Annotated in this window: 12 protein-coding genes and 1 pseudogene; 8 read left to right on the plus strand and 5 right to left on the minus strand. The window is 67.9% G+C overall.

What is annotated here, in order from left to right:
* Nucleotides 1-15: 15 nt before the first annotated feature.
* The gene (locus tag I4U41_RS17370; protein WP_206862415.1) at nucleotides 16-732 is read left to right on the plus strand and encodes a winged helix-turn-helix domain-containing protein; all 717 of its coding nucleotides are present in this window, start codon (nucleotides 16-18) and stop codon (nucleotides 730-732) included.
* A gap of 57 nt (nucleotides 733-789) precedes the next feature.
* Here the strand turns inward: I4U41_RS17370 and I4U41_RS17375 are convergent, their stop codons facing one another.
* Nucleotides 790-2133, minus strand: coding sequence for an OmpP1/FadL family transporter (locus I4U41_RS17375; RefSeq protein ID WP_206862416.1), 1344 nt, complete (start codon nucleotides 2131-2133; stop codon nucleotides 790-792).
* Between the two features lie 239 nt (nucleotides 2134-2372).
* Here I4U41_RS17375 and I4U41_RS17380 point away from each other — a divergent pair, with 239 nt between their 5' ends.
* From I4U41_RS17380 to I4U41_RS17390, 3 genes are all read left to right on the plus strand, one after another.
* A complete protein-coding gene (locus tag I4U41_RS17380; RefSeq protein ID WP_206862417.1) occupies nucleotides 2373-3065 on the plus strand; it encodes a rhomboid family intramembrane serine protease in 693 nt (230 codons plus the stop codon).
* Between the two features lie 84 nt (nucleotides 3066-3149).
* The gene (locus I4U41_RS17385) at nucleotides 3150-3470 is read left to right on the plus strand and encodes a DUF1820 family protein (protein ID WP_206862418.1); all 321 of its coding nucleotides are present in this window, start codon (nucleotides 3150-3152) and stop codon (nucleotides 3468-3470) included.
* Nucleotides 3471-3521: 51 nt separating this feature from the next.
* Entirely contained in the window at nucleotides 3522-4049 is a 528-nt protein-coding gene (locus I4U41_RS17390; RefSeq protein WP_206862419.1) for a hypothetical protein, read from the plus strand.
* Here the strand turns inward: I4U41_RS17390 and I4U41_RS17395 are convergent.
* The 4 genes and pseudogenes from I4U41_RS17395 to gpmI all read right to left on the minus strand — a co-directional run bounded on the left by I4U41_RS17395 (nucleotide 4027) and on the right by gpmI (nucleotide 8587).
* On the minus strand, nucleotides 4027-4317 hold the full coding sequence (locus tag I4U41_RS17395) for a hypothetical protein (RefSeq protein ID WP_206862420.1): 291 nt from the start codon (nucleotides 4315-4317) through the stop codon (nucleotides 4027-4029). The genes I4U41_RS17390 and I4U41_RS17395 overlap by 23 nt on opposite strands.
* A gap of 5 nt (nucleotides 4318-4322) precedes the next feature.
* Nucleotides 4323-5654 (minus strand): annotated as a pseudogene (locus I4U41_RS17400) (S41 family peptidase); the annotation flags it as partial.
* A gap of 129 nt (nucleotides 5655-5783) precedes the next feature.
* Entirely contained in the window at nucleotides 5784-6959 is a 1176-nt protein-coding gene (locus I4U41_RS17405; RefSeq protein ID WP_242525316.1) for a murein hydrolase activator EnvC family protein, read from the minus strand.
* An 89-nt stretch (nucleotides 6960-7048) separates the two neighbouring features.
* Entirely contained in the window at nucleotides 7049-8587 is a 1539-nt protein-coding gene (gpmI, locus tag I4U41_RS17410; protein WP_206862423.1) for a 2,3-bisphosphoglycerate-independent phosphoglycerate mutase, read from the minus strand.
* Between the two features lie 147 nt (nucleotides 8588-8734).
* Between gpmI and I4U41_RS17415 the strand changes: the two genes are divergently transcribed.
* The 4 genes from I4U41_RS17415 (at nucleotide 8735) to I4U41_RS17430 (ending at nucleotide 12529) form a co-directional block, all read left to right on the plus strand.
* On the plus strand, nucleotides 8735-9397 hold the full coding sequence (locus I4U41_RS17415) for a DUF4097 family beta strand repeat-containing protein (RefSeq protein WP_206862424.1): 663 nt from the start codon (nucleotides 8735-8737) through the stop codon (nucleotides 9395-9397).
* A gap of 121 nt (nucleotides 9398-9518) precedes the next feature.
* Nucleotides 9519-11267 carry a M28 family metallopeptidase gene (locus I4U41_RS17420; protein WP_206862425.1) on the plus strand — a complete coding sequence of 583 codons (1749 nt, stop codon included), beginning with the start codon at nucleotides 9519-9521 and terminating at the stop codon, nucleotides 11265-11267.
* Between the two features lie 96 nt (nucleotides 11268-11363).
* Nucleotides 11364-11762 carry an MAPEG family protein gene (locus tag I4U41_RS17425; protein ID WP_206862426.1) on the plus strand — a complete coding sequence of 133 codons (399 nt, stop codon included), beginning with the start codon at nucleotides 11364-11366 and terminating at the stop codon, nucleotides 11760-11762.
* A complete protein-coding gene (locus tag I4U41_RS17430) occupies nucleotides 11762-12529 on the plus strand; it encodes a 2OG-Fe dioxygenase family protein (RefSeq protein WP_425492628.1) in 768 nt (255 codons plus the stop codon). Before I4U41_RS17425 ends, I4U41_RS17430 begins: the two co-directional genes overlap by 1 nt.
* Nucleotides 12530-12891: the final 362 nt, after the last annotated feature.

Consider the following 12891-nt stretch of genomic DNA (forward strand, 5'->3'; position numbering starts at 1 on the left):
ACAGGACACCGGCGCATGCGACGCACCAGGTATCGCTTCCAGGAGTTCGAAATCGACCCGCCCTCGCGCGACCTGCTCCGCGATGGCGAACGCGTGGCGCTGCCGCCGAAATCGTTCGATTGCCTGGCCTACCTCGTCATGCACCGCGACCGCGCGGTGGGTCGCGATGAACTGATCGCGGCCGTGTGGGGTCGCGTGGAGGTCACCGACATGGTCGTCGCACAGACCATGTTGCGCGCCCGCAAGGCGCTGGGCGACTCGGGGGCATTGCAGCAGACGATCCGTACCGTGCCGCGTTTCGGCTATCAGTGGATCGCGCCCGTATTGGAGGTGGGATCGGAAGGCACCGCGTCTGCCGAAGCCTATGCGTTACCAGCGCGGCGAGCCGCCCGCCATGATCGACGCACATGGCTCGGATGGTCCGGCGCGCTCATGCTGGCGGGTGCGGCCGCGTTTTCCGGATGGCTGTTTGCGCGCGCGGCGACTCGGCCATCGCAGGATGCATCCGTGCAACGCAGTGCGAACCTGCCGACAAGCCACGCGAGTGTGAAAGGCTCCATCGGCACGTCGGAAGCATCGGAATGCGACGACGACGCACGCGTTCGCACAGCGTCGCAGGGATGCACGCCAGCGTCATGCCCGCCAGCGATCGCGCGGTTCGAGCCGGTCGACTGCCTGGCGTCGCCCGCGAAGATCGCGCCGGCCGCCGGGCGACCGAACCGGTTCGAATGACGCATGAAAAAAGGCCCCGCCGAAGCGGGGCCTTCCGTTGCAGCGTGACGCGTTGGATCAGAACTTGTACTGCGCCGAAACGCCGTACAGGTTCGCGTGACCGTCGAACGGACCGACCAGGTGCGAGCCGCTCGCCGCGTTGGTCGCGTCGATGCGCGGCGAATCCGGCTCGATGCGGGTGTAGCCGAAGTTCACTTCCAGCGCTTCGGTCGCGTTCCAGGTCGCGCCTACCGAGTACCACCAGCGGTTCGCGTCGGGCAGGCGCGGCGTGCGGGTCTCGATGTGGGTCGGCGTTTCGTCGTACGCGATACCGCCGCGCAGGGTCCACGCATCGTTGAGCTTGTATTCCGCGCCCAGCGACGAGAACGAGGTGTCCTTCCACGCGAACGGCTCGACCGAATCCGGGTCGGCGGCGTTGTCGAAGTCGATGCGCACTTCGCGCAGCGATTCCCAGCCGGTCTCGGCGTAGGTGGCCATCATCGCGAAGCGGTCGGTGAAGTCGTAACGCAGGTCGACGTTCAGCACGCTCGGCGTGGTCAGCTTGGCGGTGACGCCGCCGTCGCGGAAGCGGCCGGTGGCGGCGAGGATCGCGGCGACGTCGGTCGGCACGGTCCAGTCGGCGGAGCCTTCCAGTTCGTAGTCGATCTCGGAGCGGTAGCTCACGCCGATGGCCAGCTTGTCGGTCGGCTTCAGGTTCGCGCCGACCGTCCAGCCGAAGCCGGTGTCGTCGCCCTGCACTTCGGCGAAGCCGTCGCGCATCTGCGGGCGGGCGAACGGCAGCGGATGCGTGGCCGGGTTGGCGAACAGCGCGGTACCGAAATCGACCGACTGCGACAGCGTCACGTCGGCGCGCGAGTAGATGATGCCGGCGCCGACCGAGAAGCGGTCCGGAACGATGTCCAGCGCGGCGGCCAGCGTCAGGTCGACGATCTCGACGTCGGAGGTATGCGCGAAATAGCGGCCCTGCCAGTTATCGTCGTACTCGGTCTTCAGACCGAACGGCGCGCTGACCATGGCGCCGAACGCCAGGCCATTGTCGAGCTTGTGCACGACCGACAGCGCCGGAACGGGCGTGATGTCGCCCGCGTCGCCGCCGTTGCCGCCGGTCAGCGGCTGGCCCAGTGCGTCGGTGCCGGTGCCCTTGAATTCGTAGCTGAGGTCGATCGCGGTGACGTCGGCCTGGACGGTGGTGCCCGTGAAGCGGGCCATCGTGGCCGGGTTGTTGGCGACGACCGAGGAGTCGGTCTCGTTGACGCCGGCACCGGCGAACGCCGCGCCCATGGCCTTGACGCTGTTTTCCTTCAGCTGGAAACCCGAAGCCTGGGCCTGGCCAACGGCCAGCGCGCCGGCGATGCCGAAGGCGAGCGCCGACAGCTGGATGAAACGAGAAGCGTGTTGCATGCGTGTAGTCTCCAATGGAGTATTTTTTCGTCTTCGTCAGGCCGCGTCATTGCCTTGGCCCGGCAGTCCGGTCGCCAGTGCTCGCCGGAAACCCCTCCCGACGTACGACGCCGTATGCACTATAACCCGGCTTTTAACCCGAGGCTAACATTAGCCGGCATGCCCGTCCGCACTTGTAAATCAGGGGTTTTTTCTCGTTCCGGCCCGCCCGCCTGGCTGAACGGGGGAGGCCACCGCCGGTGTTCGTGACCATCCCCGGCCGGGAGCGGATGCCGCTGCGCTGGGCGACCCCCGCCCTGTTCAGCCTGCTCTGGGCGAGCTTCATCGCCGTGGAGCTGATGCCCGACACCGAGCAACGCCGGCTGCTGACCGAATGGGGCGCGCTGTCGGGCGGGCTGGGCACCCCGGAGGCCTGGATTCAGGCAATCCGCAGCGGCAGCGTGCTGCGCCTGTTCACGGCGCTGTTCCTGCATGCCGACTGGGCGCACCTGCTGGGCAACCTCGTGTTCCTCCTGATCTTCGGGCTGCCGGCCGAGCGCGCCATGGGGCCGTGGCGGTTGCTGGTGCTGTTCCTGCTCGGGGGGGCGATGGCGAACCTCGCGGCGGTGATCGCCATCAGCACGCCGGACCGGCTGATCATCGGCGCCAGCGGCGCGGTGTCGGCACTGATCGGCGCCTACCTGGCCCTGTTTCCCGGCGCGAAGCTGGGCGTGGTGGTGCCGCTGGGGCTGTTCCTGCAATTCGTGAAGGTGCCCGCGCCGCTGCTGATCGGCGTGTGGGCCCTGCTGCAGCTGGTCTTCACCTTCATCGGCCCGGCCTTCGGCGCGGTGGCATGGTCGGCGCACCTGGCCGGTTTCGCCTTCGGCGGCATTTTCGCGCTGATCGCCCGTGCCGGCATCGCGCGGCGCCTGCGGCGGCGGCGCGGCTTCTGACGCCGGCGGGTCCGGTCCCGGCTTGATAGCCGCCCGCGGCGACCCCATCGTCACCGTGCAATCCGCCACGCGACGCCACGAACCATGTCCAAGCCGCTCTACAAGGTGACCTTCCTCAACGCCGGCAAGGTGTACGAGCTGTACGCGCGCAACGTCGCGTCCGGCGCGCTGTGGGGCTTCACGGAAGTGAGCGACCTGGTGTTCGACGTGCACGACGGCGTGGTGATCGACCCGACCGAGGAACGCCTGCGCGACGAGTTCGGCAACACGCGTTCGCTGCACCTGCCGATGCACAGCATCGTGCGCATCGAGGAAGTCGAGCGCAAAGGCCAGTCGGCGATCCGCGATGCGGCGACAGGCGAAAAAGTCGTCACCCCGTTCCCGCTGCCGGCAAAGCCGCGCTAGCTTGGTGCGATGAAACGCATCGCGCGCTCCGCCTTAGTCGTCGCAGTCCTGTTGTCGACCGCCGCGTGCCAGCGCGAAAGCACCACCAGCACGCCACCTTCGTCCGCGTCTGCGGCTTCCACTGACGCCGCACGACAGCCCGTCCAGGCCGCAGCGAACGCCTTCACCGTCGAGATCGCGCTTTCGTCCGCCGCGCGCGAACGGCTCGTCTCGAAGCAGGAATCGCTGATCGCCACCGCCGAATATTTCGGCTATCCGAGCGAACGCGCGGTATCGGAGCGCGTGCCCGGCAGCGAGAACCCGTGGCTCACGCTGCATCGCGCGCAGGTGGAACTCGAAGGCGCGCAGCTCGATGGCACGGCGACGGCGCGTTTCCCCGCCGTCGTGTTGGATCCGGGGCAACTGGCGTGGACCGACGCACCCGATGCGCCACAGGTGAACATCAACGTGTATTCGGGCCGGCGTTCGGCGCCGGACAACCTGCTCGATTGCGGGATGTTCCAGGATACGCATGCGGTTGCCGTGCGGGCACCGGTCCGGATTTCGTGCGGGTTGATCAGCGAACCCGGTAGTCGTTAGCCCGCCGCTGCCATCGCTGGTTCAGCAATGGCAGGTACATTTCGTCCCCGAGCTGCCCGTCGCGGAACTGCTCGATCATGCGCAGTTCCAGAAGGTACTGCGCCCAGAAGCGATCCCACTTGCGTCGTTTTCGCGGAGCTGGAACGTGCAACTTCCAGTGCACGCATATGCACTCGGCATGACACTGCGGGCAATTGAACGTCGCCAGGCTCACCGGCTTACGCTGCAACTTGCGGCAGCGCAGGCATGCGAACGTGCGATTGCTCACTGCTGCTTGGCGGCAGGCCTGGTCACCGCGCTCGCCACCGGCTTCTTCAGCTCCACCAGCGCCGCAGCGATCGGCGCGTCGCCGTCGAGCACGTCGCCGGCGTTCTCGCCCGGAAGCGCGTCCTCGCCATCCTTCTCTTCGTCGCCGCGCAGGTGGCCCGGCAGGCTCGCTTCGCTGAAGTTGCGGATGCTCTTGTCGGCGTCCTTGCCCGGCTGCAGCACGACATCGGGCGAGATGCCCAGCGCCTGGATCGACTTGCCGCTGGGCGTGTAATAGCGCGCGGTGGTGAGCTTGACCGAATCGCCGTTGTCGAGCGGCAGCACGGTCTGCACCGAACCCTTGCCGAAGGTGCGGCTGCCGACGATCCGCGCGCGGTCGTTGTCGCGCAGCGCACCGGCGAGTACTTCCGCCGCGCTCGCCGAACCGGCGTCGACCAGCACCACGACCGGCGCACCGTCGAGGCGATCGCCCGGCGTCGCGCCGAATTCCGCATCGCTGATGGCGATGCGGCCACGCGTGGAGACGATCTTCCCCGCATCGAGCAGGTCGTCGGCGATCTGCACCGCCGAGGTCAGCAAGCCACCCGGATTGCTGCGCAGGTCGATGACCAGGCCACGCAGCTTGCCGCCGGACTGCGCCTTGAGCTTCTCGAGCTGGCTCTCGAAATCCGCCGCGGTGTCGGCCTGGAACGCGCTGATGCGCACGTAGCCGTAGCCCGGTTCGAGCATGCGGCTCTTCACGCTCGCCACGCGGATGGTCTCGCGCGCCAGCGTGAGGTCGAAAGGCTTGTCCTTGCCTTCGCGCACGATGGTCAGCGTCACCTTGCTGCCGGGTGGACCGCGCAGCGGACCGGACTGGTCGCCCTCGTCCGGCTTGAAGGGCTTGCCGTCGATCGCGGTGATCACATCGCCCGCCTTGATACCCGCACGCGCGGCGGGCGTGTCGTCGATCGGCGCGATCACGCGCAGCGAGCCGTCGGGCTGGCGCATCAGTTCGACGCCGACGCCGTCGTAGGCGCCGCGCGACTGCTCGTCGAAACTCTCGGCGTCTTCCTTGTCGAGGTAGACGCTGTGCGGGTCGAGGTCGAACAGCAGGCCGCGGATCGCAGAATGCATCAGCTTCTGGTCGTCCACCGGCTCGACGTACGCCTGCTTGACCGCGTTGTAGACCGAGACGTAGCGGCGGATCTCGTCGAGCGGCACCTTGGCCTCGGCGGTTTCCGCGTCGGGCGATTCGATCGGGGCGTCGGCCAGCGGGGCCTGGTCGGCCTCCTGCGCGGTGGCCGGCAGCGCGACGAAGGCGGCCAGGGCGAGCGGAACGAGGCGACGCAGGGACATTCGGGCAACTCCGGTGGTGCGGTGAGCCGCGGGCGCGAGGGCCCGCCGTGGCGTGATTATGGGCACGGCGGGGGAGCGCAATGGAAGGCTTTCGTTAATCGCTGCCGCAACGGGACCCGGCATTCAGCGTCAACGGCGCAGCCATGTTCCGGGATTGACCGGCGAGCCGTTGCGGCGCAGCTCGAAGTACAGCGCGGCGCGGCCGTGACCGCCGGAAGTGCCGACGGTGGCGACGGAATCGCCGCGTTTCACCGTGTCGCCGACGTCCTTGAGCAGCGCGTCGTTGTGCGCGTACAGGCTCATGTAGCCGTTGCCGTGATCGACGATCAGCAGCAGGCCGTAGCCGGTCATCCATTCGGCGTAGACGACCGTACCGTCGGCGACCGCCTTGACCGGCGTACCGGCGGCGGCGGCGATCAGCAGGCCGTCGCTGTCGCGGCCGTCGGGCATCGTCGCGCCGAAACCCGCCAGCAGCGCGCCCGAGACCGGCCAGCCCAGCCCGCCGACCTGCGGCGCCGGCGCACTGGCGACGGTCGTGGGCTTGCGACGCGGCGGGGTGTCCTTGCCGGTGGATGCGGCTTGGCGCGCCGCGCGTTCGGCGGCGGCACGGCGCTGCGCTTCCGCCTTGGCCGCGGCGGCGCGCAGCTTCTTCAGCAGTTGCTCCAGCCCCTGCGCGTCGCGGCCGAGTTCGCGCTCGCGCGTGCTGCGGTCCTTGTAACGCTCGTCGAGCTGCGCGACGAGGCTCGCACGCGCCTTGCGGTCGCTGCGCAGTTTGCCGAGCTGGGAACGTTGCTCCTCGCGCGTGCGGTCGAGTTCGCTTCGACGCTGCGCGATGGCCTGCTCCACTTCGTCGAGTTCGCGCAGCTGCGCGTCGAGTTCGGCGATGCGACGCGTGCGATCGCGCTGCAGGTAGCCGTAGTAGGCGAGCATGCGGTTGCCGTCGGCGACGCGGTCCTGCGCGAGCAGCAGCTTCAGCGGCGCGTCCTGCCCCTGCAGGTAGGCCGCTCGCAGCAGTTGCGCGAGCTCCTGCCGCTGCGCGCCCATGCGCTGCTGCAATTGCGCGCGCTGCTCCTGCAATGACGCGAGCGAGGCTTCTTCCTTCGCCAATCGCGATTCGATCTCGCGCAGGCGGCGATTGGACACGCCAACCTTCTCGTCGGCCTCGCGCAACTGGCGCGACGCACTGCCGCGCTGGCTTTCGATCTTGCGACGTTCGGCGGCGACCGACTTGAGCTCGCGCTGGATCTTCTCCAGCTTGCGCTCGGCCTCGCGGCTGTTCTGTGCGAAGGCCGGCGTCGCGAGCATCAGGCCCGCGACAAGCAGGACTGCGCACTTGACCGCAGCGCACCTGGCCGCGGCGCGGTTCATCGCAACGACGAAGCGCCGCATCCGGGTCAGTCCGCGAGCAGGCTCGTTCCGCTCATCTCCGCCGGCTTCGGCAATCCGAGCAGGTCGAGGATGGTCGGCGCCACGTCGCGCAATGCGCCGCCGTTGCGCAGCGTCGCCGCGCGCGGGCCGAGATACACGAACGGCACCGGGCCGACCGTGTGCGCGGTATGCGGCTGCCCGGTGGCGGGGTCGCGCATCATCTCCAGATTGCCGTGGTCGGCGGTGACCAGCAGCGCGCCGCCGGTGTCGCGCACCGCCTGCGCGATCGCCCCGATGGCGACGTCCACCGCTTCGGCGGCCTTGATCGCCGCGGCGATGTCGCCGGTGTGGCCGACCATGTCCGGATTGGCGATGTTGCAGATGGCGACATCGATCTCGCCCGAGCGAATGGCGGTGGTGAGCTTCTCCGTCACTTCCGGGCAGCTCATTTCCGGCTGCAGATCGTAGGTGGCGACCTTCGGACTCGGCACGAGGATGCGGGTTTCGCCTTCGTACGGTTCTTCGCGACCGCCGCTGAAGAAGAAGGTGACGTGCGCGTACTTCTCGGTTTCGGCGATGCGCAGCTGCGTCATGCCGTTGGCGGCGAGCACTTCGCCCAGCGTGTTGCGCAGGTCGTCCGGACCGAAGGCGACGGGCGCCGGCAGCTTCGCGTCGTATTCGGTGAGGCAGACGAAGCGCGAGAGTTTCGGGCGTCGCGCGTCGAAACCGGCGAACGTCGGCGAGACGAACGCGGCGGTGAGTTGGCGCGCGCGGTCGGCACGGAAATTCATGAACACCACGGCGTCGCCGTCCGCCATCGGCAGGTGGCCTTCGATCACGGTCGGTGCGACGAACTCGTCGGTCTCTCCGCGCTCGTAGGCCTGCAGCAGCGCTTCGATCGGGCCGGTGGCGACATGCTCGCTCTTCGCTTCGACCATCGCGTCCCATGCGCGCTTCACGCGATCCCAGCGCTGGTCGCGGTCCATCGCGTAATACCGTCCGCTGACGCTCGCGACGTGCGCGTTGCCGAGCTTGCGGCAGACGTCCCGCAGCTTCGCCAGGCTCGGCTCGGCCGACTTGGGCGGCATGTCTCGGCCGTCGAGGAACGCGTGCACGGCGACCTTCGCCACGCCCGCCTGGCTGGCCAGTTCGAGCATCGCGAAAATGTGGTTCTCGTGGCTGTGCACGCCGCCTGGCGAAAGCAGGCCCATCACGTGCAGCGTGCCGTCGCTGGCCTGCGCGGCGGCGCACGCGGCGCGCAGTTCCTCGTTGCCGAAGAAGCTGCCGTCCTCGATGGCCGCGTCGATGCGGGTGAGGTCCTGGTACACGATGCGGCCGGCGCCGAGGTTCATGTGGCCGACTTCGGAATTGCCCATCTGCCCGTCCGGCAGGCCGACGTGGCGGCCTTCGGTGTGGATCAGCGTGTGCGGCGCGGCGGCCACCAGCGCGTCCCAGTTCGGCAGGCGGGCCTGGGCCAGCGCGTTGTCGGTCGGGTCTTCGCGATGCCCCCAGCCGTCGAGGATCAGCAGGACCACGGGTTTGGGGCGCGGGGAGGTGGCGGGCACGTCGGATTCCAGTTGAGGGGTGGAATGATGACTTCGGGCACGGGCCGGTGCCCGCGATCGCTGCGATTGTAGCGAAGCGGCCTAAACCGACGGCGCCTTCACCGCATCCATCGACTTGAAGCCCGTCCCAACACGGAATCCGAAACGATGGCAATCCGCTCCCTGTACGTCCTTCCCCTCGCCCTGGCGCTGTCCGCGCCGGCGTTCGCCGCACAGGACATCGACAAGGTCAACGGCAGCATCACCGTCGAGGCCGGCCAGACCGCCGGCGACCTGGAGACCGTCAACGGCTCCATCAAGATCGGCGCCGGCGCCCGCACCGGCAAGGCCGAAACCGTCAACGGCAGCATCACGGTGGCCGAGAACGTCGAAGCCGAAGGCCTGGAAACGGTCAACGGCTCCATCCGCGTGGCCGGCAACGGCAAGCTTTCCAGCAGCCTGTCCACGGTGAACGGCGGCATCTTCATCGATCGCGGCGGCGACGTGCGCGGCGACATCGAAACCGTCAACGGCGCCATCGGCCTGGTCGACACGGACCTGTCGGGCGGCATCACGACGGTCAACGGCGACACGACCGTCGGCGTGAACTCGCACGTCAAGGGCGGCATCCGCTACACCAAGCCGAGCACGTCGTGGTTCTCGTTCAACAAGCGCGATCCGAAGATCATCATCGGGCCGAACGCGGTGGTAGAAGGGCCGCTGGTGTTCGAGCGCAAGGTCGAGCTGTACGTCCACGACACCGCGAAGATCGGCCCGGTGACCGGGGCGACCGCGGTGCGCTACACCGGTTCGACGCCGCCGGGCCAGTAAGCCGTCCTGCGACGAATTGACGGACCGCGCACGGCCGCGGCCCGGAAAGCGTGCCTAGAATGGGGTTCGCCTCGCGGCGGCCCCGAGCCGCCGTGGGGCCTTGGTCCAATCCGGAGGTCCCATGTCCCGAGTTTCCCTGCTCAGCACGGCGGTGGCCGGCATCGTCGGCGCGATCGCGCTGGCTGCCTGCTCCAAGCCCAGCGACGCGCCCACCGCCGCCACCCCGCAGACGCCTGCCGCGACGGCCGGCGGCCATTCCTTCAACGACGCGATCAACGCCGCGGATTTCGCCGAGCACGTGAAGGTGCTGGCGTCGGACGAGTTCGAGGGTCGCGCGCCCGGCAGCGCCGGCGAAGAGAAGACCGTCCAGTACCTGGAAGCGCAGTTCAAGCGCATGGGCCTGAAGCCCGGCAACGGCGACAGCTACTTCCAGACCGTGCCGATGGTGGAAACCACGGCGGACGAGTCCACCGCGCTGAAGATCGACGCGAAGGGCAAGCCGCACACGCTCAAGTTCGGCACCGACATGGTGGTGGGCACGCGTACCGGCCAGACGGACGTGAAAGTCGACGGCAGCCAGCTGGTGTTCGTCGGCTACGGCGTCAATGCGCCCGAGCAGAACTGGAACGACTACGCCGGCGTCGATGTGAAGGGCAAGACGGTGGTGATGTTCGTCAACGATCCGGGCTTCCACAGCCAGGATCCGAAGCTCTTCGAAGGCAAGCGGATGACGTATTACGGCCGCTGGACCTACAAGTTCGAGGAGGCCGCGCGCCAGGGCGCCGCGGCGGCGATCATCATCCACGACACCGAAGGCGCGTCCTACGGCTGGGACGTGGTGAAGAATTCCTGGTCGGGCGCGCAGTTCGACCTGCCGGCGAAGGACGATCCGGAACCGCGCCTGCCGGTGCAGGGGTGGATCACCGGCGAGGCCGCGCGCACGCTGCTGGCGGATCTCGGCCAGAACCTGGACGAGCTCTACAAGGCCGCCAACAAGCCGGGCTTCAAGGCGATTCCGCTGGACGGCAAGCTCTCGGTCGACCTGAAGAGCACCACCAGCGAGAAGTCCTCGCGCAACGTGGTCGCGTTGCTGCCGGGCGCGAAGCGTCCGGACGAGGCGATCGTCTACATGGCCCACTGGGACCACCTGGGCAACCACGGCCACGAGGCCGACGAGCACGGCGGGGCGACCGCCGCCGAGCCGCACGCGGACACGATCTACAACGGCGCGATCGACAACGCGACCGGCGTTGCGGGCATCCTGGAAATCGCCGAGGCCTTCAGCAAGCAGACGCCGCCGCCGGATCGTTCGCTGCTGTTCCTCGCCGTGACGCTGGAGGAATCGGGCCTGCTGGGGTCCAAGTACTACGTCGCGCACCCGAGCATCCCGCTCGACAAGACCGTGGCGGTGATCAACCTGGATGCGATGCCGGTGATCGGCGCGGCGAAGGACATGACCGTGGTCGGCTTCGGCAGCTCCGAGCTGGAAGACCTGCTCAAGACACAGGCCGAAAGCCAGCAGCGCGTGCTGCACGCCGAAGCGACGCCGGAGGACGGCTTCTACTTCCGTTCCGATCACTTCAACTTCGCCAAGGCCGGCGTACCCGCGCTGTACGCCAAGGGCGGCGGCGACCTGGTCGAGGGCGGCGTCGATGCGGGCCGCAAGGCCGAGTCCGATTACCGCGACAACCGCTACCACAAGCCGGGCGACCAGTTCGATCCGTCGTGGAAGATGGAAGGCGTGGTGCAGGACCTGGACGCGCTGTACGGCGTCGGCCGCACGCTCGCGGGCAGCGAACAATGGCCGAACTGGTATGAAGGTAATGCCTTCCGCGCCGCGCACGACAAGCTGATGAAGTCGGCGAAGTAACACCGCTTCGCGGCTTCGACCGGGACGGCGCCTTCGGGCGCCGTTTCCGTTTTCGGCTACGCTGATGCGACATCCAAGGCCGCCGGAGCCGCCGCCATGACGCTCACCACCGCATACGTGTGTGTCCTGATCGCCGCATTGCTGCCGTACCTATGGGTTTCCATCGCCAAGGCGAGCGGCGAGCGCTACGACAATCGCGATCCGCGCCGCTGGCAGGAGAAGCAGCAAAGTCCGCGCTCGCAGCGCGCCTACGCGGCGCAGCTCAACAGTTACGAGGCGTTCGCGCCGTTCGCCGCCGCGGTGGTGCTGGCGCAACTCGCCGGAGTCGCGCATTCGCAGATCGCCGCGCTGTCGCTCGCGTTCGTCGCGCTGCGGGTGCTGCATGGCCTGGTGTACATCGCCGGACGGCATTTCCTGCGCACGCTCGTCTGGGCATTGGCCTTCGCCTGCGTGCTCTGGCTCCTCGTGCAGGCGGCGCTGCACGTCTCGCCGTGATGGGGCGCCCTTCCGGATATCGCACGTTGACTCAGATGATGCACGCCTCGAAACCCACGCCGTCCGAGCTGGAAGCCGACGTTCGGACAAGCGGGTTCCGCTTCGTCGAAGGCGAGGCCATGCGTGGCCTGTTGGAAACCGTGGGTCCGCTTTCCGACTGGAAGGCGTTCGCGGACAGCTGGAATACGCTCGAGCCGGACACGTATCTCGCCAGCGTGGGATTGCACCGGCGGCGACGCCACGCGGTGTTCACTGCGGAGAACGATGGCATCGCGCGCGAGCCACATCAGCCGCATTACCAGAGTCGCGACTACAACACGCTGCAGGGCGGCATCGAGCGCTGGTTCGCGCCGGTGCTGCCGGGCGTGGCGGAGAGCGCGAGCCTTCGCGGCATTCTGGGCTTCTGCCACTCATTCTTCGGGGCGCTCTCGCCGGATGTGCTTGCATGGCATATCGAAGTGCACCAGTTCCGCATCGAGGCGCGTCCGGGCGAGCCAGGCCAACCGACGCCGGAAGGCGTACATCGCGACGGCGTCGATTACGTGCTGGTGTTGCTGATCGATCGGCTGAACATTGCGAGCGGGACGACCACGATCCATTCCGCCGACGGCGAGCTGCTCGGAAGCTTCACCCTCACGCATCCGCTGGATGCGGCGCTGGTCGATGATTCGCGCGTGTTCCATGGCGTGACGCCGGTGGAGCCTGAGGATCCGGATGCGGCTTCGCATCGGGATGTGTTGGTGGTGACATTTCGGCGGAACGCGTAGGGGCCTGAGTTGGCGGGATTCGTGGTTCTGCCGCCGTTGGTGACGACGTCGATTGCGCTTGAGCGCGGGTGCGGCCTTTGCGTGACAGGGCACTTATTGGCGACGGCCCACCAGGCTTCGAATCCGGTCGCCGTAGTTGGCACTCTTCACTAACAGCAAGAGCACCTAGCGTTTGGCCTTACGCCGCTCGCCGGAAAGTAACTTACTCGCCGATCAGTAGCTGCGACGATGCGCATGCTCGATTGTCTGTCGACGATCCGGGAATCCACACGGATCCGACCTCGAAGCCGAGCCGGAGGCGCCCGGAACTACGGGATCGCTGTTCTAGGCCGTGAAAAGCGCCACTGGGCAGGCTCGAGTTT

Origin of the sequence: Lysobacter changpingensis, from assembly GCF_017308985.1 — a bacterium.
GTDB lineage: Bacteria > Pseudomonadota > Gammaproteobacteria > Xanthomonadales > Xanthomonadaceae > Lysobacter_J > Lysobacter_J changpingensis.

Coding starts and splice junctions, on each gene's coding strand:
- I4U41_RS17430 (WP_425492628.1), top strand. CDS start 11,762: ATGGGGCGCCCTTCCGGATATCGCACGTTGACTCAGATGATGCACGCC.
- I4U41_RS17375 (WP_206862416.1), bottom strand. CDS start 2,133: ATGCAACACGCTTCTCGTTTCATCCAGCTGTCGGCGCTCGCCTTCGGC.
- I4U41_RS17370 (WP_206862415.1), top strand. CDS start 16: ATGCGACGCACCAGGTATCGCTTCCAGGAGTTCGAAATCGACCCGCCC.
- I4U41_RS17420 (WP_206862425.1), top strand. CDS start 9,519: ATGTCCCGAGTTTCCCTGCTCAGCACGGCGGTGGCCGGCATCGTCGGC.
- I4U41_RS17405 (WP_242525316.1), bottom strand. CDS start 6,959: ATGCTCGCGACGCCGGCCTTCGCACAGAACAGCCGCGAGGCCGAGCGC.
- I4U41_RS17385 (WP_206862418.1), top strand. CDS start 3,150: ATGTCCAAGCCGCTCTACAAGGTGACCTTCCTCAACGCCGGCAAGGTG.
- I4U41_RS17415 (WP_206862424.1), top strand. CDS start 8,735: ATGGCAATCCGCTCCCTGTACGTCCTTCCCCTCGCCCTGGCGCTGTCC.
- I4U41_RS17425 (WP_206862426.1), top strand. CDS start 11,364: ATGACGCTCACCACCGCATACGTGTGTGTCCTGATCGCCGCATTGCTG.